This is a genomic window from Pseudomonas sp. GWSMS-1 (assembly GCF_049847425.1).
In the GTDB taxonomy this organism is placed as follows: Bacteria; Pseudomonadota; Gammaproteobacteria; order Pseudomonadales; family Pseudomonadaceae; genus Aquipseudomonas.
Genome location: NZ_JBMHHV010000005.1, coordinates 3,427,931 through 3,452,238, shown reverse-complemented (window position 1 = coordinate 3,452,238; position 24,308 = coordinate 3,427,931). Strand labels below are relative to the sequence as shown.

Annotated in this window: 16 protein-coding genes and 1 riboswitch; of the genes, 9 read left to right on the top strand and 7 right to left on the bottom strand. The window is 60.1% G+C overall.

Annotated elements, in window-relative coordinates:
- The first annotated feature begins 23 nt into the window (after positions 1–23).
- The 6 genes from ACEPAJ_RS19745 (at position 24) to ACEPAJ_RS19720 (ending at position 12,577) form a co-directional block, all read left to right on the top strand.
- Complete coding sequence (locus tag ACEPAJ_RS19745) at positions 24–560, top strand: chemotaxis protein CheW (RefSeq protein WP_274089224.1); 537 nt, start codon at positions 24–26, stop codon at positions 558–560.
- A gap of 84 nt (positions 561–644) precedes the next feature.
- Positions 645–2,690: a methyl-accepting chemotaxis protein gene (locus tag ACEPAJ_RS19740; RefSeq protein ID WP_274089225.1), complete on the top strand. Its 2,046-nt coding sequence runs from the start codon at positions 645–647 to the stop codon at positions 2,688–2,690.
- A gap of 68 nt (positions 2,691–2,758) precedes the next feature.
- Entirely contained in the window at positions 2,759–3,616 is an 858-nt protein-coding gene (locus ACEPAJ_RS19735; RefSeq protein ID WP_322949047.1) for a protein-glutamate O-methyltransferase, read from the top strand.
- Positions 3,617–3,808: 192 nt separating this feature from the next.
- Positions 3,809–11,059 carry an Hpt domain-containing protein gene (locus ACEPAJ_RS19730; protein WP_425918123.1) on the top strand — a complete coding sequence of 2,417 codons (7,251 nt, stop codon included), beginning with the start codon at positions 3,809–3,811 and terminating at the stop codon, positions 11,057–11,059.
- On the top strand, positions 11,056–12,075 hold the full coding sequence (locus ACEPAJ_RS19725; protein ID WP_274089227.1) for a chemotaxis protein CheB: 1,020 nt from the start codon (positions 11,056–11,058) through the stop codon (positions 12,073–12,075). Before ACEPAJ_RS19730 ends, ACEPAJ_RS19725 begins: the two co-directional genes overlap by 4 nt.
- Before the next feature lie 31 nt (positions 12,076–12,106).
- A complete protein-coding gene (locus ACEPAJ_RS19720; protein WP_425917244.1) occupies positions 12,107–12,577 on the top strand; it encodes a chemotaxis protein CheW in 471 nt (156 codons plus the stop codon).
- Positions 12,578–12,627: 50 nt separating this feature from the next.
- Here ACEPAJ_RS19720 and ACEPAJ_RS19715 read toward each other — a convergent pair whose 3' ends face one another.
- Positions 12,628–13,347: a 16S rRNA (uracil(1498)-N(3))-methyltransferase gene (locus ACEPAJ_RS19715; protein ID WP_274088930.1), complete on the bottom strand. Its 720-nt coding sequence runs from the start codon at positions 13,345–13,347 to the stop codon at positions 12,628–12,630.
- A 107-nt stretch (positions 13,348–13,454) separates the two neighbouring features.
- Complete coding sequence (locus ACEPAJ_RS19710; protein ID WP_425917241.1) at positions 13,455–14,861, bottom strand: adenosylmethionine--8-amino-7-oxononanoate transaminase; 1,407 nt, start codon at positions 14,859–14,861, stop codon at positions 13,455–13,457.
- Between the two features lie 295 nt (positions 14,862–15,156).
- On the opposite strand from ACEPAJ_RS19710, the gene ACEPAJ_RS19705 reads away from it, so the two are divergent.
- Together ACEPAJ_RS19705 and ACEPAJ_RS19700 are read left to right on the top strand one after the other, a co-directional pair.
- The gene (locus ACEPAJ_RS19705; protein WP_425917239.1) at positions 15,157–15,702 is read left to right on the top strand and encodes a cytochrome b; all 546 of its coding nucleotides are present in this window, start codon (positions 15,157–15,159) and stop codon (positions 15,700–15,702) included.
- A 60-nt stretch (positions 15,703–15,762) separates the two neighbouring features.
- Entirely contained in the window at positions 15,763–16,341 is a 579-nt protein-coding gene (locus ACEPAJ_RS19700; RefSeq protein ID WP_425917237.1) for a YceI family protein, read from the top strand.
- Between the two features lie 107 nt (positions 16,342–16,448).
- On the opposite strand, the gene ACEPAJ_RS19695 is transcribed toward ACEPAJ_RS19700, so the two are convergent.
- From ACEPAJ_RS19695 to ahcY, 5 genes are all read right to left on the bottom strand, one after another.
- Positions 16,449–18,320 carry a DEAD/DEAH box helicase gene (locus ACEPAJ_RS19695; RefSeq protein WP_425917235.1) on the bottom strand — a complete coding sequence of 624 codons (1,872 nt, stop codon included), beginning with the start codon at positions 18,318–18,320 and terminating at the stop codon, positions 16,449–16,451.
- A 228-nt stretch (positions 18,321–18,548) separates the two neighbouring features.
- Positions 18,549–19,289, bottom strand: a complete 741-nt coding sequence (locus ACEPAJ_RS19690; protein WP_425917233.1) for a substrate-binding periplasmic protein — start codon at positions 19,287–19,289, stop codon at positions 18,549–18,551.
- A gap of 139 nt (positions 19,290–19,428) precedes the next feature.
- The gene (gene ppnN / locus ACEPAJ_RS19685) at positions 19,429–20,802 is read right to left on the bottom strand and encodes a nucleotide 5'-monophosphate nucleosidase PpnN (protein WP_425917231.1); all 1,374 of its coding nucleotides are present in this window, start codon (positions 20,800–20,802) and stop codon (positions 19,429–19,431) included.
- A gap of 242 nt (positions 20,803–21,044) precedes the next feature.
- Complete coding sequence (gene metF / locus ACEPAJ_RS19680; RefSeq protein WP_425917229.1) at positions 21,045–21,890, bottom strand: methylenetetrahydrofolate reductase [NAD(P)H]; 846 nt, start codon at positions 21,888–21,890, stop codon at positions 21,045–21,047.
- A gap of 68 nt (positions 21,891–21,958) precedes the next feature.
- Entirely contained in the window at positions 21,959–23,368 is a 1,410-nt protein-coding gene (ahcY, locus tag ACEPAJ_RS19675) for an adenosylhomocysteinase (RefSeq protein ID WP_425917227.1), read from the bottom strand.
- 23 nt (positions 23,369–23,391) lie between these two features.
- Positions 23,392–23,542: riboswitch (S-adenosyl-L-homocysteine riboswitch) on the bottom strand.
- A gap of 141 nt (positions 23,543–23,683) precedes the next feature.
- On the opposite strand from ahcY, the gene ACEPAJ_RS19670 reads away from it, so the two are divergent.
- Positions 23,684–24,304 (top strand): TetR/AcrR family transcriptional regulator, encoded by a 621-nt coding sequence (locus ACEPAJ_RS19670; protein ID WP_425917225.1) that lies wholly within the window; start codon positions 23,684–23,686, stop codon positions 24,302–24,304.
- Positions 24,305–24,308: the final 4 nt, after the last annotated feature.

Here is a 24,308-nt window from a genome sequence, read left to right as displayed (position 1 = left end):
AAAACAATAAGGCCGCAGCTGGCATGTCGGACGCGCAAACACCTTTTCAAACCCTTCTGGATATCGACGCGCTTTGTCGTTCGCTGGCGGCTGGCTTGCCTTCGCAGCAAGCGGTCGTGCAAACCTGGAGCGGTATCGGTTTTCGCATGGGCGAGCGCTTTTTTGTTGCGCCCATGGGTGAGGTCGGCGAGGTTCTGCATGAGCCGCGTCACACCCTGTTGCCCGGCGTGAAAAGCTGGGTGAAGGGCGTAGCCAACGTGCGCGGACGCTTGCTGCCGGTCATGGATCTGTGCGGTTTCTTCGGCAATGAGTTGTCGCCGCTGCGCAAAAAACGCCGAGTGTTAGTCGTCGATCACCAAGAGGTCTTTGCGGGTCTTACGGTCGATGAAGTGTTTGGCATGCAGCATTTTCCAGTGGACACCTTCTCCGAGCAGCTGCCGCCGCTCGAGGCGTCCATCACACCTTTTATCCACGGAGTATTTCAACGTGAACAGCCCTGGCTGGTGTTCAGCCCACACGCGCTGGCCCAGAACGCGGGTTTTCTCGACGTGGCGTATTAACAGTTTATCGGTGGGGTCGGCATTGCCGGCCTTTTGGCGTTACATGGGAACCGTAGTGCGGTCGGTCCAGGCGGGGGCCAGTAAATGAAAAAACTAAATGCAGGTAATTTGTTAGCAGGTGCGCGCAGTAGCACATTGATCGCAGGGCTGTTTATTGTCCTGATCGTGTCGATCGTTTTGTTGTTCGCCAACTTCGCCTACATCAACACCCAATCCAACTACGACACGGAATACATCGGCCACGCCGGTGAGCTGCGCGTACTGTCCCAGCGTATTGCCAAGAACTCCTCTGAAGCTGCCGCCGGTACGCCAGAAGCGTTCGGTTTGCTGCGTGATGCCCGTAACGACTTTCAGGCGCGTTGGGGCTATCTGACTGACGGTAACGAAGAGACCGGTCTGCCAGCTGCTCCAGAGGCCCTGCAGCCGCAGATGACTGCGGTGCAGCAGGACTGGGATACGCTGCGGCAAAACACCGACGCCATTCTGGCCAACGAACAGACTGTTCTGTCGTTGCACCAGGTAGCCGCCACGCTCGCTGAAACCATTCCGCAGCTGCAGGTCGAGTACGAAGAAGTGGTCGACATTCTGCTGGAAAGCGGCGCGCCGGCGGCTCAGGTCTCGGTTGCTCAGCGTCAATCCTTGCTGGCAGAACGTATCCTCGGTTCGGTCAACAAGGTACTGGCCGGCGACCAAGACTCGGTACAAGCCGCTGACATGTTCGGCCGTGACGCCAGCCTGTTCGGGCGTGTGTTGAGCGCGATGCTTGAAGGCAACGCGGCCATGGAAATTACCCAAGTGGGCGACGCGGAGGCTCTTGAGCGTCTCGCGGAAATTTCCGAGCTGTTTGAGTTCGTTTCCGGCTCGGTGGACGAGATTCTCGAAACCTCACCTGAGCTGTTCCAGGTACGTGAGTCGGCTAACGTGATCTTCAGCGTTTCGCAGACCCTGTTGGACAAAGCGTCTGAATTGGCTGTCGGCTTTGAAGCGCAGTCCAGTGGCCGCGCGATCAACACCCTGATCGGTTATGTGCTGGGTGCTTTGGCACTGGCTTCGATCATCCTGATCGGTTTGGTGATGGTGCGCGAAACCAACAGTCGCTTGGCCTCCACCGCCGAGAAGAACGAACGTAACCAAACAGCGATTTTGCGCCTGCTCGACGAAATTGCCGACCTCGCCGATGGTGACTTGACCGTAGCCGCGACGGTAACCGAAGACTTCACCGGTGCCATTGCTGACTCCATCAACTACTCCATCGACCAGCTGCGTGATCTGGTAGCCACGATTAACCTGACCGCCGTTCAGGTAGCCGGTGCGGCCCAGGAAACCCAGGCCACGGCGATGCACCTGGCCGAGGCTTCCGAGCACCAGGCCCAGGAAATTGCCGGTGCTTCTGCGGCGATCAACGAAATGGCCGTGTCGATTGACCAGGTATCGGCGAACGCCTCGGAGTCCTCCGCGGTAGCGGAACGTTCCGTAGCCATCGCCAACAAAGGCAACGAAGTGGTGCACAACACCATCACCGGCATGGATAACATCCGTGAACAGATCCAGGACACCTCCAAGCGTATTAAACGCCTCGGTGAATCGTCCCAGGAGATCGGTGACATCGTTAGCCTGATTAACGACATTGCTGACCAGACCAACATCCTCGCACTGAACGCCGCGATTCAGGCCTCCATGGCCGGTGATGCGGGTCGAGGCTTCGCTGTGGTAGCGGACGAAGTACAACGCCTTGCAGAACGTTCCTCGGCTGCGACCAAGCAGATCGAGGCACTGGTTAAGACGATTCAGACCGACACCAACGAAGCCGTTATCTCGATGGAACAAACGACTTCCGAAGTGGTGCGCGGTGCGCGTCTGGCGCAGGACGCCGGGGTTGCACTGGAAGAGATCGAGAAGGTATCCAAGACCCTCGCGGCCTTGATTCAGAACATCTCTAACGCGGCACGCCAGCAGGCCTCTTCGGCAGGCCACATTTCCAACACGATGAACGTGATCCAAGAGATCACCTCGCAAACTTCCTCCGGTACCACTGCCACCGCCAAGAGCATTGGTAACCTGGCCAAGATGGCCAGTGAGATGCGTAAGTCGGTATCCGGTTTTACCTTGCCGGGTGGTGAACAGGCTTAATTGGTTGCTGTGCAACAGGCTGGAAGCCTGTTGCACAGTGGGCTATGGCCGTAAGCGAGGGGCACGACATGCAGTCAGGCGTTTGGGCCTTGCAGCCTCTGGCAGACATGACAGCCACGGAGTTTCGTGACTGGCAGGTGCTGCTTGAGGAACGTACTGGGGTCGTTCTCAATGAACGGCGGCAGGCGTTTTTGCAAACCAATCTGAGTGCGCGGATGCGTGAGCTGGGCGTAACGGATTACGCCACGTACTACCAGCAGGTCACCGATGGTCCCCGCGGTGCCGTGGAGTGGTCGACCCTGCTGGATCGGCTGACGGTGCAAGAAACCCGTTTTTTCCGCCATCGGCCGTCATTTGATGTGCTTGAGGGCTATTTGCGTGAGCGCTTGCAGCAAGGCATGACAGAGCCATGGGCGCTCTGGAGCGTGGGCTGTGCCAGCGGCGAAGAGCCTTATTCACTGGCCATTAGCGCTGCAGAAGTCTTACGCGAAAGTGAGTATTCGGAGCATTTTGGCGTAACGGGCACCGATATCAGCCTGAATGCGCTGAATAAAGCGCGCGATGGCCAATACGGTGCGCGCCGTCTGGAACAGTTGGATGCTGACCTGTGCCAGCGCTACTTCCTGGCCCAGGATGATGGACGTTTCAAAGTGCTGCCGAACCTGGCCGCACGCGTGTGTTGCGCCCGGCTCAATGTATTGGAGCTGGCCAAGGCGCCCATGTCCGGTATGGACGTTATTTTTTGTCAGAACTTGTTGATCTATTTTCGTCGCTGGCGGCGCCGCGAGATCCTTAATCGCCTGGCTGAGCGCTTGGTGCCCGGAGGGCTGCTGGTGGTCGGAGTAGGTGAAGTAGCGGGTTGGCAGCATCCGGAGTTGATTCCGGTGGCCGACGAGCGAGTGCTGGCGTTTACCCGCAAGGGATAACAGGTTGTTGATAAACGTAAGCGAGGCAGCCAGTGCAAGGCAAAAGCAGGCGAGAACGCGACTGGGGTCGCATTCGACTTTACGAGCTGTAAATGAGCAGTTCGAGCCTACTTTTAACGCAGCAATGGCAACGCAGGTAGTTTTTCAGCAGCTTGATAAGGCAGAAGAGCCAAGTATATGAGTGGAGTGGCTATGGGTGATCGGCACGATTATGTCGCCCTGGAATGGGTTAAAGGCGAGATCGCGGAAACCCTGAAACAGGCGCGTCAGGCGCTGGAGGCGTTCGTTGAGAACCCCCAGGACGCTACGCGCATGCGTTTCTGCCAGACCTATGTGCATCAGGTGCTGGGCACCTTGCAGATGGTCGAGTTTTTCGGCGCGGCGCTGCTCGCTGAGGAAATGGAGCAGCTGGCTGGTGCGCTGATTGATGGCCGGGTGAGCAACCAGGGCGAAGCCTTGGAAGTGCTGATGCAGTCGATTTTGCAACTGCCGGTATACCTCGACCGCATCCAGACTGCGCGCCGCGACCTGCCGATGGTCGTGCTGCCGCTACTCAATGACCTGCGCGCTGCGCGTGGGGAAAAACTGCTCTCGGAGACCAGCCTGTTTGCCCCGGATATGTCCGGACGCAATCCGGCGCTGTCCAATGATTCAATCGCACAGCTAAGTACCGCCGAGTTACCAGGGCTGTTACGTAAGCTGCGGCAGATGCTGCAGATGGCCTTGGTGGGGGTGATCCGCAATCAGGACTTACCGACCAACCTAGGTTATATGGCACGGGTGTTCGCCCGCCTGGAAAACCTGTGCAAAGACTCGCCCCTTGGCCCACTGTGGCAGATCGCCTCGGGCGTGGTCGAAGGCCTGGCCAACGGCAGCGTAGCCAATGGCTCTTCTGTGCGTACCTTGTTGCGCCAGGTGGACAAAGAACTCAAGCGTCTGCTTGAACAGGGGGCTGAAGGCCTGAATCAGCCGGCGCCTGATGAGCTGAGTAAGAACCTGCTGTTCTATGTGGCGAAATCCACGGCTCAATCGCCGCGCGTGCGTGGCCTTAAAGACCAATACCGCCTCGACGATGCACTGCCGGACAACGATGTTGTCGATGAAGAACGTGCGCGCCTGGCCGGTCCTGACCGCGACGCGATGCGCTCGGTGGTGGCCGCGCTCTGTGAAGAGCTGGTTCGCGTTAAAGACAGCCTCGATCTATTTGTCCGCAGCGACCGCACCCAGGTGGCTGATCTGGAGGCGCTGGCGGCACCGCTCAAACAAATTGCCGACACCCTTGCGGTTTTGGGCTTTAGCCAGCCCCGTAAAGTGATTGTCGACCAACTCGATGTGATCAACGGCTTGGCCAAAGGCCAGGGCGAGCCCAGCGATGCGGTATTGATGGATGTTGCCGGTGCCCTGCTGTACGTAGAGGCCACTCTGGCCGGCATGGTTGGCCCCGCACAGGACGGCGGCCGTGAAGAAAGCCACCTGCCGACCACCGACGTGGCGCAGATTCACCAGCTGGTGATCAAAGAAGCGCGCACCGGCCTGGAGCAGGCCAAAGACGCGATTATCGAATTTATCGCCTCGCAGTGGAACCATGAACACTTGGCCCGCGTGCCCGAGCTACTGACTCAGGTGCGTGGCGGTCTGGCGATGATTCCGCTGCAGCGCGCCGCCGACCTGCTCAATGCCTGCAACCGCTACATCCAAGAACAACTGCTGGCGCGCAAGGCCGTGCCCAACTGGCAAAACCTCGACACCCTGGCGGACGCCATTACCAGTGTTGAGTATTACCTCGAACGCCTGGCTGAAGACCATGCCAGCCAAGGCGATCTGATCCTTGATGTGGCCGAGGAAAGCCTCGACAGCCTGGGTTATCCGCTTAAAGAAAAGCCGTCGATTCTTGACCGCATTGACACGCCTGCAGAAACCTTCGCGCCATTGGCTGATCCGCTGCTCGATATAGAGGTGTTGCGTGACGAGCCCGAGCCCGAGCCCGAAGTCAGTCCGCCGGCGCTTGACGATGAACCGCTGAGCCTGGATTTGACGGATGACTTCAGTGCCGAGTTTGCGGATCTAGATTCGACCGCCCTGGATGCGCCGTCGGCTGAGCTTGAGCTGATCGACTTCAGTAGTGATCTGAGTGACGCCGAGCTATTGCCACAGGCGGAAACCGCGGAAGAGCCGTCATTACCCAGCGAAGAGTTGTCGCTCGACAGCTTTGAGCTGGATGACAGCGATAGCCCAGCCAATTGGGGTGAAGACGAGCTGGCCGCGCTGGAGTTACCTGAAGTTGACCTGCCGAGCCCCCCGCCAAGCGAGGAGTCGGCGCCGCCTGTTGCTGAAAAAGCGCTGTCGATGGCCGATGTCATGGCCGCTCCCGTGCAGGCGATCAACCCACCCGCGCACGATGTACCGCCAAGCCTGCTACCGCCGCCGGCCGATGAAGAACCGATTGATGAAGAGCTTATGGAGGTCTTTATCGAAGAGGTGGGCGAGGTGCTGGAAACCATCGCGGAGTATTTTCCGCAGTGGTGCGCGGACACCGATAACAAAGATGCCCTGAGCGAAATTCGCCGCGCCTTCCACACCCTCAAGGGCAGTGGTCGCATGGTCCGCGCGTTGGTGATCGGTGAGTTGGGCTGGTCGATTGAGAACCTGCTCAACCGCGTGCTCGACCGCAGCATTCAGCCGGGTGCCGAAGTGCAGCAGGTGATTGCCGACGTGGTCGCCCTGATGCCGGCCTTGGTCGATGAGTTTGCTAATAAGGCACAACGTCAGCGTGATGATGTCGACCATTTGGCCGCCACGGCCCATGCCTTGGCCAAAGGCCGAAGTCTCCCAAAACCTCAAGCCTCGGTTGAGCAGGTAGCTGAGCCCGAGGGTCTGTCTAGCGCTACCGACGAGAGCGGCGCAGACGCTGAAGGTCTGGACCCGCAGTTGCTGGAGATTTTCCGCAACGAAGCGGAGATGCACCTCGATACGTTGGTTGGCTTCCTGGCTGACTGTGCTCAGGAGCTGCCGCAGCCTGTAACCGACGACTTGCAACGGGCCTTGCACACCCTTAAAGGTAGCGCTTCGATGGCCGGCATTCTGCCGGTGGCTGAGATCGCTTCGCCATTAGAGAAGCTGGTTAAGGAATTTAAAGCCAACCTGATCCCTATGGACCTGGCCGAAGCGGAATTGCTCAGCAGCGCTGAGAAGCTCTTCCGCCTCGGGCTTGAGCAGCTTGAAAGTCAACCGCTGGGCGTATTGCCGGGTGCTGCCGAATTCCTTGAGCGCGTGCAGAAACTGCACAATGAGCGCCTCGAACAGGCGGAAAACAGCCGGCAGAGCGAGCAGGGTGGGGAAAAGCGCGACCCGCAGATGATCAGCATCTTCCTCGCTGAAGGCATGGATATCCTGCTGGATGCCGAAGGTCTACTGCGCCAGTGGCGTGAGCATCCGTCCGAACGCCAGGAACTCAACTCACTGTTGGATGAGTTGACTACCTTGGGCCGCGGTGCCGAAATGGCCGACCTGCCGCAGATCGACGAACTCTGCGAAGCCTTGCTCGACCTTTATGGCGCCGTGGAAGAAGGTCGCCTGGCTGTCAGCGAGCGCTTCTTCAGCGAAGCTGAGCAAGCTCACGAAGCCCTGATCGGCATGATGGATCAGGTGGCTGCGGGCTTGCAGGTAAGTGCTGCCCCTGAGCGCGTGCAAGCCCTGCGTGATTTGATGATGGAGGCGCTGGATCCTAATACCCTGGCGCTGTTGTCCAACAACGGTACTGCCGGTATCGAGATTGTTGAACTGACAGACGCCACTGCTGCGTTGGCAGAACTCAGCCTGGGCGAGCCGGATGAAGTGATTGAGCCGTTGTCGCTCGATGTGCTGTCTGAATCTACTGAGCCTGTTAGCGAGCCGCTGGCTGAACAGCCTAGTGCTTCGCTGTACGAATCGCTCGACGAAGAAATGGTGTCGATCTTCCTCGAAGAAGCCGTGGATATTCTGGACAGTGCCGGCCAGGCGCTGGAGCGCTGGTTGGCAGACCCAGACAACAAAGCCGCACTGTCATCCCTGCAGCGTGATCTGCACACCCTCAAAGGTGGTGCGCGCATGGCCGAAATTCGTCCGATTGGCGATCTCGCCCATGAACTCGAATCGCTGTATGAAGGCTTGGTCGATCGCCGTTACAGCGCCTCCCCGGCGTTGGCGAGTCTCCTGCAGCAAAGCCATGACAGCTTGGCGCAATTGCTCGAGCAGTTGCAGGCCCGCGCGGCGATGCCTTCCCCGGTGGCGTTGATTGAGGCCATTCGCAACTTCCGCCAGAGTGGTGGGCAACGCTTGCCGGTCAGCCCCACGATGCCCGAACCTGCTGCCGAAGCCGAAGCCGAAGCCGAAGCCGAAGCCGAAGCCGAAGCCGAAGCCGAAGCCGAAGCCGAAGCCGATGAAGAAATCGACTTCGGTATTCTCACCGATGAGCCGCAAGACGCGCTGGACAGCGAGCCATTAGCGGCTGAGTCGCTAGACATCGAGGTGACCGAGCTGCCTGCCGTCGAGTTCGACGATCCCGAATTGCTCGATCCCGAGCCTGAAACGGACGCGGTTGAACTTGCGGATATTGCGCCCGAGCAGCTCGATACAGCGCCGGCCCCCACGGCCATTGAAGACGAACGCGATCCAGAGTTGGTGGAGATCTTCCTGGAGGAAGGTTTCGACATCATCGACAGCGCTGGTGCGGCGTTGCAGCGCTGGATGGACGACGTCAACAACAGCCTTGAACTGGAATCGCTGCAGCGTGATCTGCACACCCTCAAGGGTGGTGCGCGCATGGCTGAAATCCGTGAAATCGGTGACTTGGCCCACGAGCTGGAATTCCTCTATGAAGGCCTTGGCGATGGCCGTTTGCGCGCCAGTCAAGAGTTGTTCAGCCTGCTACAGGCCTGTCACGACAGCCTGGCGGAGATGCTCGAAGCTGTGCGCGGCAAGCACAGCGTGCCAAGTGGTGAGGTGCTGATCGACACCATCAAGCGCTTCCGCGCCAACCCGGATGAGCAGCTGAGTATGCCGTCTGCGGTTGCGCTTAAAGCCGCCGAAGACCAGCCCGATGAGGGTGAGTCAGACATCCTCGATATCTTCCTTGAGGAAGCGGATGACCTGCTGGAAGCCATGGAAGTTTCGATTGGCCGCTGGGAAGCTGATCGCGAAGACGCCAGCGCCATCGATGATATGTTGCGCACCCTGCACACCCTCAAAGGCGGTGCACGTCTCGCCGGGCAAAAGCGTTTGGGCGACCTTAGTCACGACCTCGAACAGCATCTAACCGAAGCACAGGTTCAGGGCGCACCTTGGCCGCAGAGCCTGTTTGTCGATGTGCAGTCGGGCTTTGAAGGGTTGCAGCAGGAGCTCGAGGTTCTGCGCCAGCGCTTGGATGACAGCCTGCTTGACGACGCCGCCAGTGCACACACACCTGCGCCAGCAGCTCGCCTGCCGGAGTTGAGCACACCGATTGTGGCAGCCAGTGTGCTGCCTGCGCAGGAGCTGGTGGCCAAGGTGCTGCCATTCGTGCGCCGCGCACAAGAAGCCGCGCAGGAAGCGGCATCGCGCCGTGCGCCGCAGGAGCTGGTCAAGGTACCCGCCGAATTGCTTGAAGGCCTGGTTAACCTGGCGGGTGAAACCTCGATTTTCCGTGGCCGAGTCGAGCAACAGGTCAGTGACTTTGGTTTCACCCTGAGTGAAATGGAAGCCACCATTGACCGTGTACGCGACCAGCTGCGCCGCCTCGATACCGAAACCCAAGCGCAGATCCTCAGCCGTATCGAGGCTGAAGCCGAGCGTATGGGTTATGAAGATTTTGACCCGCTGGAAATGGATCGTCATTCCCAGTTACAGCAGCTGTCGCGCGCCCTGTTTGAGTCGGCGTCCGACTTGCTCGACCTGAAAGAAACCCTGGCGGCGCGTAACCGCGATGCGGAAACCCTGTTGCTACAACAAGCGCGGGTCAACTCGGAGCTGCAGGAAGGCCTTATGCGCACGCGCATGGTTCCGTTCGATCGCCTGGTGCCGCGTTTGCGCCGTATCGTGCGGCAGATCTCCGGTGAGCTGGGCAAGCAGGTTGAGTTTGTCGTCGGTAACGCCGATGGCGAGATGGACCGTACCGTCCTCGAGCGTATCGTCGCGCCGCTGGAGCACATGCTGCGTAACGCCGTCGACCACGGTATTGAGGCCGCTGATGTGCGGCGTGCTGCCGGTAAGCCTGAGCAGGGCACCATTCGCCTGGCGCTCGGCCGTGAGGGTGGCGATATCGTCATGACCCTGGCGGATGACGGCGGCGGTATTCGCCTTGATGCGGTCAAGCGCAAAGCCATTGAGCGCGGCTTGATGGACGCAGACTCCGACCTGAGCGATTACGAAATCCTGCAATTTATTCTCGAGGCCGGCTTCTCCACGGCTGAGAAGGTCACGCAGATCTCCGGCCGTGGCGTTGGCATGGACGTGGTGCACTCGGAAGTGAAGCAGCTGGGTGGCTCGATGAGCATCGAGTCGCTGCCGGGCACCGGCACCACCTTTACCATTCGCCTGCCGTTCACCGTGTCGGTTAACCGCGCGCTGATGGTGTTGTCCGGTGAAGACCTCTACGCCATTCCGTTGAACACCATTGAAGGTATCGTGCGGGTTTCCCCCTACGAGCTGGAAGCCTATTACGCTCCTGACGCACCGCGCTTCGAGTATGCCGGGCAGAGCTATGAACTGCGCTACCTGGGCGACCTGCTCAACAACGGGCAGCAGCCTAAACTGGTTGGCCAGAGCCTACCGTTGCCGGTGATTCTGGTGCGTTCCAAGGAGCACGCGGTGGCGGTACAGGTTGACTCCCTGGCCGGTTCCCGCGAGATCGTGGTGAAGAGCCTCGGCCCGCAGTTTGCCGGTGTGCACGGGATCTCCGGTGCGACCATTCTGGGTGACGGCCGCGTGGTGGTGATTCTTGACCTGCTGGCGACCATCCGTGTGCTGCACGCGCATCTACTTACCCAGTTGCAGCCGCGCCAGCTCAGGCAATCAGCCAGCGCTGCCGAGATTGAAGCGGATCGGCCAACGCTGGTCATGGTGGTCGATGACTCGGTCACCGTGCGCAAGGTCACCAGCCGTCTGCTTGAGCGCAACGGCATGAACGTGCTGACCGCTAAAGACGGTGTCGATGCCATCTCGCAACTGCAGGAGCGCAAGCCCGACATCATGCTGCTGGATATTGAAATGCCGCGCATGGACGGCTTTGAAGTGGCGACCCTGGTGCGCCATGACGAAGGCCTGAAAGACCTGCCAATCATCATGATTACCTCGCGTACTGGTGAGAAGCACCGTGAGCGGGCCATGAGCCTCGGCGTCAACGAATACCTGGGTAAGCCTTACCAAGAGTCCTTGTTGCTTGAAACCATTCAGCAGCTGGTGGGCCGTCAGCCGGTAAACCGCACATGACCGATAAAACTGCAGCCCGCATCGCGGTGATTGCTGACACCTCATTGCAACGCCATGTGCTGCAGCAAGCGCTGACGGGTAGCGGCTATCAGGTGGTGATGAACAGTGATCCGGCGCGTCTCGATCAGGCCACCCTGAGTGCGTGCGAGACCGATCTATGGCTGGTCGATCTGGCGCAGTCGGATGATTCGCCGCTGATCGATAACCTGATGGAAAATGCCGTGGTTCCCGTGCTGTTTGGCGAAGGCCATGCGCCTGAGCGTCATTCGGAAAACTACCCACGCTGGGAGCGGCGGCTGTTCGGCAAGCTGAAGAAGCTGGTGGGCGACCCGTCGCAAGCCGTTGGTCCTAGCTTGGAAGCCTTGCTGGCCGAAGCGCAGCGGCCGTCGCGTCTGGATTTACCGGCTGTTCTAGCGGACACCCCGCTAGTCGCCGGCGAACCGGCGCGTCAGGTTTGGTTACTGGCCGCTTCTTTGGGTGGCCCTGCGGCGGTAAAGGCCTTTCTCGATGCCTTGCCAGGCGGTTTGCCGATAGGCTTCGTCTACGCCCAACATATTGCTGCCAGTTTTGAGAGTTCGCTGCCGCAGGCTGTGGGCCGCCACAGTCAATGGCACGTTAACCCGGCCCGTCACGGCGATGCCGTGCGCTGCGGTGAAGTGGTGGTGGTGCCGATCAGCCATGAGCTGGGCTTCAACGATCAAGGTCAGATGCAGATAGCCGAACGCGGCTGGCCGGAACCCTACAGCCCGTCGATCGACCAGATGATGCTTAATCTGGCTCAGCACTTTGCGGCGCTGAGTGGCGTGATTGCCTTCAGCGGGATGGGCAGCGACGGCAGCGCCGCCGCCGCCTATGTGCGCCGTCAGGGTGGCTTGATCTGGACCCAGCGGGCCGACAGTTGCGCCTGCCCGAGCATGCCCGACAGTCTGCGCGAAGGCGGTTACAGCAGCTTTAGCGGTGACCCGCGCGAGTTGGCCGGTGCATTGGTCAACCACTTGGCCGAGCAGTGCCGTTAATCCGGGGCCGTGCCCTGTACAGGATAAATTTATGAGCCAAGCCGTCGCCACGCAGAACAGCGTCACTAGCCTGACCGGCCTGCTGATGCCGTTGACTGATCGCACTTTGCTGCTGCCCAACGTGGCGGTCGCCGAGCTAATCCCTTACCGCGCGCCGCAGGTCAGTGAAGGGTTGCCCAGCTGGTTCCTCGGGCAGATTGCCTGGCGTGATCTACGCCTGCCGCTGTTGTCGTTCGAGGCCGCGTCGGATGGCCAGGCGACTGTTAGCTCGGGCTCGCGGGTGGCGGTGATCAATGCCTTGGGCGGTCGCCCGGCGGTCAAGTTTATTGCCGTACTGGTGCAAGGTATTCCACGTTCGATCAAGGTCGGTGCCGAGCTGGTGCGTGCCGATGTCGCGTTGTCGCCACTGGAGTTGGACGCGGTGCAGTTCGGTGACACGGTGCTCAAGATTCCCGACCTGCTCGGGCTGGAACAGAAGCTGGCTGACGCTGGATTGATCTGACCGTTAAAAACCGAAAAGCCCGCATCAGCGGGCTTTTTTATGCCGGGGGCTTAGAAGTCGCCCCACAACTGTTGCGCCACACTCAGCGCCACCACCGGCGCGGTTTCGGTGCGCAGGACCCGCGGGCCGAGGCGCGCGGCATGAAAGCTGTGATGCTTGGCCAGTGCCACTTCGTTGTCGCTGAGGCCGCCTTCCGGGCCGATCAGGAACGCCAAGGACTGAGGCTGCGGGTGGCTGGCCCAAGGTTCGGCGACCGGGTGCAACACCAACTTCAACTCGGCGCGGGTCTGCACCAGCCATTCGTTGAGGCTGATGGGCGGGTGAATGATCGGCAGCACCGAGCGGCCGCATTGTTCGCAGGCGCTGATTGCCACTTGTCGCCAGTGGGCCATGCGTTTGTCAGCACGTTCGTCCTTGAGGCGCACCTCACAGCGCTCGCTGACGATCAGGCTGATTTCATTGGCGCCTAGCTCGGTGGCCTTCTGGATCGCCCAGTCCATCCGCTCGCCGCGCGATAAGCCCTGACCGAGGTGAATACGCAAGGGGGATTCGGCCTGGCCGGTGAATGCCTCGCGCAACTCGACGCGCACATTCTTTTTACCAACCTCAATCAGTTCGCCCAGGTACTCCTGGCCACTGCCGTCGAACAATTGCACCGTATCGCCGACGGCGTGACGCAGCACACGCCCGATATAGTGGGCCTGGGCTTCTGGCAGCTCGTGCTGGCCGAGGGAGAGGGGGGCGTCGATAAAGAATCGGGATAGGCGCATAAGACGTGAACCTAGAGTAAAGGCGCGAATTCTAGCCGCAGAGCGCGTGGTGCGCATGGATATCCGTAGGGTGGATGACAAGCGCGTCATCCACCCCGCTGCTGTATTTAGCCCGGATCGCGAAAGCCTGGATAGTTGGCGTTGCCCATTGCCACGCTGACCGAGTTACGGGTGGCGATATCGATGCCTTCACTGGCTACTTCCGCGAGGAAGTCGATCTGCTCAGGGGTAATCACATAAGGCGGCAGGAAGTACACCACGCTGCCCAGCGGACGCAGCAGTGCGCCGCGCTTGAGGGCGTGCTGGAATACTTTGAGGCCGCGGCGTTCCTGCCAGGGGTAGGCGGTTTTACTGGCCTTGTCCTGCACCATCTCGATGGCCAGCGCCATGCCTGTTTGGCGAACCTCGGCGACATGCGGGTGGTCGACCAGGTGCGCGGTGGCGCTGGCCATCCGTGCGGCCAAGGCTTTGTTGGCCTCGATTACATTGTCCTGCTCGAAGATGTCCAGGGTTGCCAGGGCCGCCGCGCAGGCCAGCGGGTTACCGGTGTAACTGTGTGAATGCAGGAAGGCGCGCAGGGTCGAATAGTCGTCATAGAACGCTTCATACACCTCGTTGGTGGTCAGACACGCTGCCATGGGTAGATAGCCGCCGGTGAGGGCTTTCGACAGGCAGAGGAAGTCCGGACGGATACCGGCCTGTTCGCAGGCGAACATCGTCCCGGTGCGGCCAAAGCCCACGGCGATCTCGTCATGGATCAGGTGCACGCCGTAGCGGTCGCAGGCTTCACGCAGCAGCTTGAGGTAGATCGGGTGGTACATGCGCATGCCGCCGGCGCCCTGGATCAGCGGCTCGACAATTACCGCCGCGACTTCATGACCATGCTCGGCCAGGGTCTGCTCCATGTGGGCGAACATAGTGCGTGAGTGCGCTTCCCAGCTTATGCCGTCGGGGCGGTGGTAGCAGTCCGGACTGGGCACCTTGATAGTGTCCAGCAGTAGTGCTTTATAGGTGTCGGTGAACAGCGCCACATCGCCCACCGACATCGCCGCGATGGTTTCGCCGTGGTAGCTGTTGCTCAAGGTGACGAAGCGTTTCTTCGCTGGTTTACCGACGTTGAGCCAGTAGTGAAAGCTCATCTTCAGTGCGACTTCGATGCAGGATGAGCCGTTGTCGGCGTAGAACACCCGGTCGAGTCCGGCCGGGGTCATGTTGACCAAGCGCTCGGAGAGTTCGATCACCGGTTGATGGCTGAAGCCCGCGAGAATCACATGCTCCAGTTGGTCGACCTGATCTTTGATGCGCTGGTTGATGCGCGGGTTGGCATGGCCGAAGACGTTGACCCACCAGGAGCTTACCGCGTCGATATAGCGTTTGCCGTCGAAGTCTTCCAGCCACACGCCTTCACCGCGTTTGATCGGTACCAGGGGCAGTTGTTCGTGATCCTTCATTTGCGTGCAGGGGTGCCACAGCACCTTCAGGTCACGTTGCATCCACTGGTCATTCAGGCTCATCGCGGGTCTCCCATGAAAATCTGCGCCAAGCCTATCAGAAGCACCGTGGACGATGAGCGGCACACGCATGTCGGTATTCCTCTGGCAGCCCGCCGATTGGCTCTATCATGGCGCCTGCAGAGCGGTCGCGGAACGTTGTGGCGCGCCGCTAGACTAATGACTCTGCGTAAGAGACTCGAATGAAGTATCGTATTTCTCGATATTTCAAAGCGAAAAATTCCGCTTTTAGTCGATAGGTTTGTTGCTAGTCTTGCTCGATTCGCGGCCCCGACCTTTATTTTTTGGAACCTTTGCAATGCAATGGCGCAATAGCTCTTCTCACTACGGCCTTGTCAGCATCCTGATGCACTGGCTGGTGGCGCTGGCCGTGTTCGGCCTGTTTGCCTTGGGTTACTGGATGGTCGGGCTGGACTATTACAGTGGCTGGTACAAGACCGCGCCGGACCTGCATAAAAGTATCGGCCTGGTGTTGTTTACTGTGATGCTGGCTCGGGTGCTGTGGCGCTGTTTCAGCCCGCCGCCGGCGAGCTTGCCCGACCATGGGCGGTTGACTCGCCTGGCCAGCAAGTTAGGTCACAGCTTTCTCTACCTGGGGCTGTTTGTGCTAATGCTGTCCGGCTACCTGATCTCTACAGCTGACGGACGCGGCATCCCGGTATTCGGCTTGTTTGAAGTGCCGGCCAGCCTGACCAGCATTCCTGACCAGGAAGACGTGGCCGGGTTGGTGCATGAGTATCTGGCGTGGGCGCTGATGATCTTTGCCGGCATTCATGCCCTGGCTGCTTTGAAACATCACTTTATTGATCGCGACCGTACGCTGATGCGGATGTTCGGTCGCTAGTTGCGTTTGCTGTTTCCGGGGCTGGACTGGCCCCATCCCACACTCACAAGGAGTATGCCGATGTTGAAGAAAACCCTCGTAGCCCTGGCACTGGGTGGCGCATTGATGGGCGCTGGTCAGGCGATGGCTGCTGATTACGCCATCGACAAGCAGGGCCAGCACGCCTTCGTCAATTTCAAGATCAGCCACCTGGGCTACAGCTGGTTGTACGGCACGTTCAAGGACTTCGACGGCAGCTTCAGCTTCGACGCTGCCAAGCCGCAGGACAGCAAGGTCAACGTGACGCTGAATACCACCAGCGTCGACACCAACCATGCTGAGCGTGACAAGCACCTGCGCAGCGCTGACTTCCTCAACGTCAGCAAGCATCCAACCGCGACCTTCGCCTCCACCGCTGTTACCTCCACTGGCGAAGGCACGGCTGATATCGCCGGCGACCTGACCCTCAATGGCGTGACCAAGCCGGTGGTGATTGCTGCCACCTTTATTGGTGAAGGCAAAGACCCGTGGGGCGGCTACCGTGCCGGCTTTGCAGGCAGCACCACGCTGAAGCTGAAAGACTTCGGCATCACCAAGGACCTAGGCCCGGCGTCGGAAAGCGTCGAGCTGATCATCTCGGTTGAAGGCGTACGCCAGTAAGCTCGTAGGATGGGTTAGCCGCGCAGCGGCGTAACCCATCGCTGAGCGAATGCAGCACCAACAAAAACGCCGCCCAATGGGCGGCGTTTTTGTGTGCGACTAACTGACTATGACTCTTCGCGGTTGCGTGTCAGCAGGGCCGGTTTTTCGCCGCGCGGACGTGCACTCGCCAGTTCGTCGAGTTGCTCCGCCGTTGGCAGGCGATCCAGGCGTGAGCCCTTGTGCACGATTACCGGCTGCTTATCGCGTGGGCTTTTCACTGCCGCTTCCTGGCGTGGCAGCTCATCGCGGTTCAGCGAGGTGGTACGGGTGTCGCGCGCTGGGCGTGCACGGCCGGAGCCATTACGGCCCTGGCCGCCGTTGGCCGCCGCGCCAGCACCCTGGCGACGGCCTTGGCCGCCGGCACCCGCGCCGCCAGCATTACTGCGTGGCTTATTGGCTGGACGCGCACCTTGGCCGACACCATTGCTGGCGCTTGGCCCGGTAGCAGGCGCACCGGGCCGACGGCCACGGTTCTGCTGCTTATTCTGGTTAGGGCTTACATAGTCGACACGGTTGCCGAAATTATCGATTTCATCGTCGCGGAACTCGTCCGGCGCGCGATCCGGAGGGAGTGCGGGCACGGCCGGTGTGCTGGTGCGGGCCGCTGATGCGCTGCGTGGCTGCTGGCTACGACCGCCCTGCGGCTTGCTGCGGCTGTTGTTGTCACGGCCGCTGTCTTTGCCTTTGTCTTTACGACCGCCGCCATGGCGTTCGCCTTCTGGCTTTGCGCCGCGCGGTGCGCGTGGCTTCTGCGGCTCACGCACTTCCGGACGCTCGGCCTCAACGGTGCTGGCATCAAAGCCGAGCAGGTCGCCGTCAGCGATCTTCTGCTTGGTCATGCGCTCAATGCCCTTGAGCAGCTTCTCTTCATCCGGGGCAACCATGGAGATTGCTTCACCGCTACGGCCGGCACGACCGGTACGGCCAATGCGGTGCACGTAGTCTTCTTCGATGTTAGGCAGCTCGAAGTTGACCACATGCGGCAGCTGGTCGATATCCAGGCCGCGTGCGGCGATATCGGTGGCAACCAATACGCGGACCTTGCTGGCCTTGAAGTCAGCCAAGGCTTTGGTGCGAGCGTTCTGGCTTTTGTTACCGTGGATCGCCACAGCCGGCAGGCCGTGCTTATCGAGGTATTCGGCCAGGCGGTTGGCGCCGTGCTTGGTACGGGTGAACACCAGTACCTGTTCCCAGGCGCCAGCGGTGATCAGGTGGGCGAGCAGGGCGCGCTTGTGGCTGGCCTGAACGCGGAACACGCGTTGTTCGATGCGCTCGACCGTGGTGTTCGGCGGCGTCACTTCGATGCGTTCCGGGTTGTGCAGCAGCTTACCGGCCAGATCGGTGATGTCTTTCGAGAAGGTCGCCGAGAACAGCAGGTTCTGGCGCTTGGCCGGAAGCTTGGCGAGGACCTTCTTCACGTCATGGATAAAGCCCATGTCGAGCATGCGGTCGGCTTCATCGAGGACGAGGATTTCCACGTGCGAGAGGTCGATGGCACGTTGGTTGGCCAGGTCGAGCAGGCGTCCGGGGCAAGCCACCAGTACGTCGACGCCTTTGGCTAGGGCCTGGACCTGCGGGTTCATGCCAACGCCGCCGAAGATGCAGGCGCTGACGAATTTCAAATCGCGGGCATACAGCTTGAAGCTGTCATGCACCTGGGCGGCCAGTTCGCGGGTGGGGGTCAACACCAGCACGCGCGGTTGTTTCGGGCCGTGACGCTGTTCGCGATCCGGGTGACCGTTGGGGAACAGTCGCTCAAGGATCGGCAGGGCAAAGCCGCCTGTCTTACCTGTACCCGTCTGGGCTGCAACCATCAGGTCGCGACCTTGCAACGCGGCGGGGATGGCCCGCTGTTGCACCGGAGTGGGTTGGGTGTAGCCGGCGGATTCGACCGCACGGACTAAAGCCTCGGAGAGACCGAGGGAGGCAAAGGACATGTGTAATCCTGTCTAGTGAGGGCGCAGCCCTATGGGGTGTATTGCCTGGCTTGAATCACGCTTGGGGGGCGCAATCCCGTCCGGTACTACTGGCCTCTGGGGGCTAGCATCCGGGCGCAAGCCTGGCGGGAAGGCCCGAGTATAACAGAGCTGGGTCGATCTGCAGCATTCGCCTGCTTAACGGGCTGCAGGGGTTTTGGGCGCGGGTTATAGGTACAGCGGTATGGCTCAGCGGGTGTAGCGGGCGCTGAGGGCAGCATAAGCCGGTTCACGTTTAAAACGGCGCAGCGCGTTGCTGAAGCGCTGGGCGAATGCTTCCAGACCGGCGCTGCGGCGTAGGCCCAGATACAGCTGGTCGCGGCTAATCACTTGGGAGTGATGGCCAATGTCATTCTGGATGCCCATCTGCTGGGCCAGAAATAGGCCGCCGCGTCTGTCGTTGATCACCAGGTCGACCCGGTCGCGCAGCAGCTTGCCGAAGTTCGCGATATGGCTGGGCGCGGGCTCACGGGTGAACAGGTCGGACTCGCGAAACGCGCGATTGGCATACCAATAGCCAGCGGATACACCGACTTTCAGGCCTTGCAGGTCCTCTAACTGGCTGAACGGGTAAGGCCTGGCGCTGGCGTAGAACAGCACGAACTCGATCTGCGACATGGGCTCGTCTGGGTAAAGGATGCTGGTTTCGCGTTCAGGGGTGCGGAAGATATCCAGGATGGCGTCGGCCTGCCCCTGTTCAATTGCCGCTAGGCAGCGCTTCCATGGCAGGAGCTGCCATTCAGCCTCGACGCCCAGGCGCTGCAGGACGATTTGTGTGGCCTCGTAGTCGAGGCCTTTTACTGTACCTTGCTCTTCATACACATAGGGCGCCCAGCTTTCACTGACGATGCGCAGTGTCTGGGCGTGAGCGCAGAGGCTCAGGCCCATCAGGCACAGTGCAGCGATCATGTGGCGCGGGGAGGTTGGCATGTGGCCAGAGTAGCGACTTGGATCGACTCTGAGTAGTCAGGGTGCGATGAATAGTTGCGCTCAGGTACTCGCCCGTCACAACCGCTGACGGCGCTGCCCATGCAGCGCCGTTCAGCCTACTGACTGTGCAACCTGGAGGCTATTTGGTCAGACGGTAGCAGGGCTCATAGGCGCTGTTGCCCGGCAGTTTCATCCGGTGTTGATCAACGAAGGCCTGCAGCAGCGTATCGAGCTGCTGCATGATGTCGCGGTCACCGGTGATTTCGTAGGGGCCATGTTGTTCGATCAGGCGAATGCCCTTGTCCTTGACGTTACCCGCGACAATTCCGGAAAACGCCCGGCGCAGGTTGGCCGCCAGTTCGTGTGCGGGTTGCTCGCGGGTCAGCTTGAGGCTGGCCATGTGGGCGTGCGTCGGCTCGAAGGGGTGCTGGAAGCTTTCGTCGATCTTCAGCAGCCAGTTGAAGTGGAACGCATCGTTATGTTCACGGCGGAATTGTTTGACTGCCTTGATCCCGGCGGCCATTTCCCGGGCGACCTGCTCGGGGTCGTTGATGATGATGCTGTAGCGCTGCTGCGCCGCTTCGCCCAGGGTCGCGCCGATAAACTCATGCAGCTGTTCGAGGTAGGCGGCGGCGCTACTTGGCCCGGTCATGATCAACGGGAAGGGGATGTTCTGGTTGTCCGGGTGCATGAGGATGCCGAGGAAATACAGCAGCTCTTCGGCTGTGCCCGCGCCGCCGGGGAAGATGATGATGCCGTGGCCAATGCGCACGAAGGCTTCCAGGCGCTTTTCGATATCCGGCAGGATCACCAGCTCATTGACGATCGGATTCGGCGCTTCGGCGGCGATGATCCCCGGCTCGGTCAGGCCCAAGTAGCGGCCATGCACGTTGCGCTGTTTGGCGTGGGAAATGGTCGCGCCTTTCATCGGCCCCTTCATCACGCCGGGGCCGCAGCCGGTGCAGATATCCAGCCCGCGTAGGCCCAGCTCGTGGCCGACTTTCTTGGTGTATTTGTATTCCTCGGTGCTGATCGAGTGGCCGCCCCAGCACACCACGATCTTCGGCTCGGCACCGGCCCGCAGGGTGTGAGCGTTGCGCAGCAGGTGGAAGACGTAGTCGGTGATGCCTTGGGAGCTGCTGAAGTCGACCCGCTTGTTCTCCAGCTCGCTCTGCGTGTAGACGATGTCGCGCAGGGCGCTGAACAGCATTTCGCGGGTGCTGGCGATCATCTCGCCATCGACGAAGGCGTCGGCCGGGGCATTGAACAGCTCCAGGCGAATGCCACGGTCTTGCTGCACGATGCGGATTTCGAAGTCCGGGTAGGCTTCCAGAATGGTCTTGGCGTTGTCGCTGTGCGAACCGGTGTTGAGGATCGCCAGGGCGCACTGACGAAACAGCGCATAGACGCTGCCTGAGCCGGTTTCGCGCAGCTGCTGCACTTCACGCTGCGAAAGGGTTTCCAGGCTGCCTTTGGGGTTAACTGAGGCATTGATGGTTTTTCGTGCGGCCATTGCGGCGCTCCATGGTTGTCATATCGCGTAAGCCGTACATGGCTAAACGCTTGCTGAAAATAGTGGGGGCGGTTAAGTGCCTTGGCCTGTGCGTTGAGCAGGCCTTGCGTTGCAAAAGGCTACCCCGGTTTGTCGGGGCGATGGAAAAAAACTGCAACCGAGGATCGGTGAGTCATGCCGAATGGCGGGTGAAAGTATCGACACCCGCAAGACGCAGGTGCCGATGTAGCGGGTGTTAAAACTTAACGAGGCAGCTTGAGGTTGTTCCAGATCGCCAGGCTTGGTTCAGCCTGGTTCATGCTGTAAAAGTGCAAGCCCGGGGCGCCGCCTTGCAGCAGGCGCTCGCACATTTCAGTAATGACCTGCTCGCCATACGCCTGGATGCTGTCGGTATCGTCACCGTAAGCCTCCAGTTGCTTGCGCACCCAACGCGGGATCTCCGCACCGCAGGCGTCGGAGAAGCGTGCCAGCTTGCTGTAGTTAGTGATCGGCATAATGCCTGGCACCACTGGGATATCCACACCCAGCTTTTGCACGCGTTCGACGAAGTAGAAGTAGCAGTCGGCGTTGAAAAAGTACTGCGTAATCGCACTGTCAGCGCCGGCCTTGGCCTTACGCACGAAGTTGGCTATGTCGTCTTCGAAGTTGCGTGCCTGCGGGTGCATTTCCGGGTAGGCGGCCACTTCTATATGGAAGTGGTCACCGGTTTCTTCGCGGATAAAGCTGACCAGCTCGTTGGCGTAGCGCAGCTCGCCGCTGGCCATGCCCATGCCGGATGGCAGGTCACCACGCAGGGCGACGATGCGCTTGATCCCGGCGCTTTTGTACAGGGTCAGCAGGTCGCGCAGTTCGGCCTTGCTGTCACCGACGCAGGACAAGTGCGGCGCGGCCGGCACTTTGATCTCGCCATCGAGTTGCAGCACTGTGTTCAGCGTGCGGTCGCGGGTGGAGCCACCGGCACCGTAAGTGCAGGAGAAGAAATCGGGGTTGTAGGTCGCCAGTTGGCGCGCCACATTCATCAGCTTTTCGTGCCCGGCTTCGGTCTTGGTAGGGAAGAACTCGAAGCTGTAACGGCGTTCTTGAGACATGGAGAAGGTTCCGTTCAAACGAAGGGTGGGTTAACCGCGCACGGCTAACCCACCCTGCGGGCTGCTAGTTAGTAACGGTAAGCGTCTGGCTTGAATGGGCCTTCAACAGTTACACCGATGTAGTCGGCCTGAGTCTTGGTCAGCTGAGTGACTACGCCACCGAAGCCTTTGACCATTTCCAGGGCTACTTCTTCGTCGAGCTTCTTCGGCAGCACTTCCACGGTCAGGCGCTCAGCTTTCTGTGCAGGCGACAGGTCGGCGTACTTCTGGCCGAACAGGAAGATCTGCGCCAGTACCTGATTGGCGAAGGAACCGTCCATGATGCGGCTTGGGTGGCCAGTGGCGTTACCCAGGTTTACCAGGCGGCCTTCCGACAGCAGGATCAGGTAGTCATCATTCTGCGCGTCGAATGCGCCTGGGCCGGTGCGGTGGATCTTGTGCACCTGCGGCTTCACTTCTTCCCATGCCCAGTTCTTGCGCATAAAGGCCGTGTCGATCTCGTTGTCGAAGTGGCCGATGTTGCACACCACAGCGCGTTTTTTCAGCGCTTTGAGCATGTTCGAGTCGCAGACGTTGAAGTTACCGGTGGTGGTCACCAGCAGGTCGATCTTACCCAGCAGTTGTGCGTCGATGCAGGCTTCGCTGCCGTCGTTGATGCCGTCTTTGAATGGCGAAACCACTTCATAGCCATCCATGCAGGCTTGCATGGCGCAGATTGGGTCGACTTCAGTGACGCGTACGATCATGCCTTCCTGGCGCAGCGACTGTGCCGAGCCCTTGCCCACGTCGCCGTAGCCGATGACCAGCGCTTGCTTGCCGGACAGCAGGTGGTCGGTGCCGCGCTTGATCGCGTCGTTCAGGCTGTGACGGCAGCCGTACTTGTTGTCGTTCTTGCTCTTGGTGACCGAGTCGTTGACGTTGATCGCCGGGATTTTCAGCTCGCCCTTGGCCAGCATGTCCAGTAGGCGGTGTACGCCAGTGGTGGTCTCTTCGGTGACGCCGTGGATGCGTTCCAGCATCTGTGGGTATTTCTTGTGCAGGATCTCGGTCAGGTCGCCGCCGTCGTCGAGGATCATGTTGGCATCCCACGGCTGGCCATCCTTGAGGATGGTCTGCTCGATGCACCACTCGTATTCTTCTTCAGTCTCGCCTTTCCAGGCGAATACCGGGATACCGGCGGCCGCGATGGCCGCAGCGGCCTGGTCCTGAGTGGAGAAGATGTTGCACGACGACCAGCGTACTTCGGCGCCCAGTGCAGTCAGGGTTTCGATCAGCACGGCGGTCTGGATGGTCATGTGGATGCAGCCGATGATCTTCGCGCCTTTCAGCGGTTGCTCGCCGGCATACTTGCGGCGCATGCCCATCAGGGCTGGCATTTCGGATTCGGCGATGATGGTTTCGCGACGGCCCCAGGCAGCTAGGGAAATATCGGCGACTTTGTAATCGGTGAAACCGGCAGGCGTCAGTACAGCGCTCATAAATGAGTTCTCCATTCGTTTGTGTCGAATGGGCGCCGTTGATGCGTATGGTTAACGCCCCATCCGAGCCTGACAGGCGGAAGTCTGATTTGAATCCGCCTGATTGCATTGCTGGAATGCAGAGCTTGGGGATTCACAACAAACTTACCGCGTGCTGCAGCGCCCCTCGGACAGGTGGCGGGAGCGACCGGAGCTGTGCCGGTTGCGTGAAGCGGTGATGATTATAGCCATGCTGAGGATTTAGCCCAAGGCTTTCCGTCGCCCAGCCTCGACGCGGATGGTAGCCTTGCTGCATCGCGTAGTTATGGACCTGTCATGGCCAATCACAAAATCGAGATTCGCCGCCGCAACGTTGAAAAGATTCTGCTGGCTGCGGAAAAGGTCTTCGCCGAAAAGGGCCATGGCGGCACGTCCATGGGCGATATCGCCGCAGAGGTCGAGCTGCCGCGCTCCAACCTGCATTACTACTTCAGCACCAAAGACGAATTGTACCGCGCGGTGCTGCTCGACCTGCTGGAGGTGTGGAAGCAGGACGCGCTGTGCTTCGAGATGTATGACGATCCGCGCGTGGTGCTGAGTACCTATATCCGCGCCAAGATGAACCACTCGCGCAGTCGGCCGCACGGTTCCAAAGTCTGGGCCAACGAGATCATCCATGGTGCGCCGATGCTCGGCGCAACCCTTGATGACAGCCTGTATACCTGGGCCAAGATGAAGGAAGCGAAGATCCGCCAATGGGTCGAAGACAAACGCATCCTCGCCGTCGAGCCGTCCGCGTTGCTGTATATGATTTGGGCGTCAACCCAGCACTACGCCGACTTTAGCCATCAGGTCAGCGTGCTGAACGAGCACCAGGCGCTGTCCGAGCTGCAGTTCGAGCGCGCAGTGCAGACGGTGACCAGCGTGATATTGCGTGGGATTGGCTTGGAGCCATAGCCGC

Bases quoted from the DNA above. Each gene is read 5' to 3' on its own strand.
- ACEPAJ_RS19725 (WP_274089227.1), top strand. From the start codon at position 11,056: ATGACCGATAAAACTGCAGCCCGCATCGCGGTGATTGCTGACACCTCA.
- ACEPAJ_RS19710 (WP_425917241.1), bottom strand. From the start codon at position 14,861: ATGAGCCTGAATGACCAGTGGATGCAACGTGACCTGAAGGTGCTGTGG.
- ACEPAJ_RS19700 (WP_425917237.1), top strand. From the start codon at position 15,763: ATGTTGAAGAAAACCCTCGTAGCCCTGGCACTGGGTGGCGCATTGATG.
- ahcY (WP_425917227.1), bottom strand. From the start codon at position 23,368: ATGAGCGCTGTACTGACGCCTGCCGGTTTCACCGATTACAAAGTCGCC.
- ACEPAJ_RS19695 (WP_425917235.1), bottom strand. From the start codon at position 18,320: ATGTCCTTTGCCTCCCTCGGTCTCTCCGAGGCTTTAGTCCGTGCGGTC.
- ACEPAJ_RS19740 (WP_274089225.1), top strand. From the start codon at position 645: ATGAAAAAACTAAATGCAGGTAATTTGTTAGCAGGTGCGCGCAGTAGC.
- ACEPAJ_RS19730 (WP_425918123.1), top strand. From the start codon at position 3,809: ATGGGTGATCGGCACGATTATGTCGCCCTGGAATGGGTTAAAGGCGAG.
- ppnN (WP_425917231.1), bottom strand. From the start codon at position 20,802: ATGGCCGCACGAAAAACCATCAATGCCTCAGTTAACCCCAAAGGCAGC.
- ACEPAJ_RS19690 (WP_425917233.1), bottom strand. From the start codon at position 19,289: ATGCCAACCTCCCCGCGCCACATGATCGCTGCACTGTGCCTGATGGGC.
- metF (WP_425917229.1), bottom strand. From the start codon at position 21,890: ATGTCTCAAGAACGCCGTTACAGCTTCGAGTTCTTCCCTACCAAGACC.
- ACEPAJ_RS19720 (WP_425917244.1), top strand. From the start codon at position 12,107: ATGAGCCAAGCCGTCGCCACGCAGAACAGCGTCACTAGCCTGACCGGC.
- ACEPAJ_RS19745 (WP_274089224.1), top strand. From the start codon at position 24: ATGTCGGACGCGCAAACACCTTTTCAAACCCTTCTGGATATCGACGCG.
- ACEPAJ_RS19670 (WP_425917225.1), top strand. From the start codon at position 23,684: ATGGCCAATCACAAAATCGAGATTCGCCGCCGCAACGTTGAAAAGATT.
- ACEPAJ_RS19715 (WP_274088930.1), bottom strand. From the start codon at position 13,347: ATGCGCCTATCCCGATTCTTTATCGACGCCCCCCTCTCCCTCGGCCAG.
- ACEPAJ_RS19705 (WP_425917239.1), top strand. From the start codon at position 15,157: ATGCAATGGCGCAATAGCTCTTCTCACTACGGCCTTGTCAGCATCCTG.
- ACEPAJ_RS19735 (WP_322949047.1), top strand. From the start codon at position 2,759: ATGCAGTCAGGCGTTTGGGCCTTGCAGCCTCTGGCAGACATGACAGCC.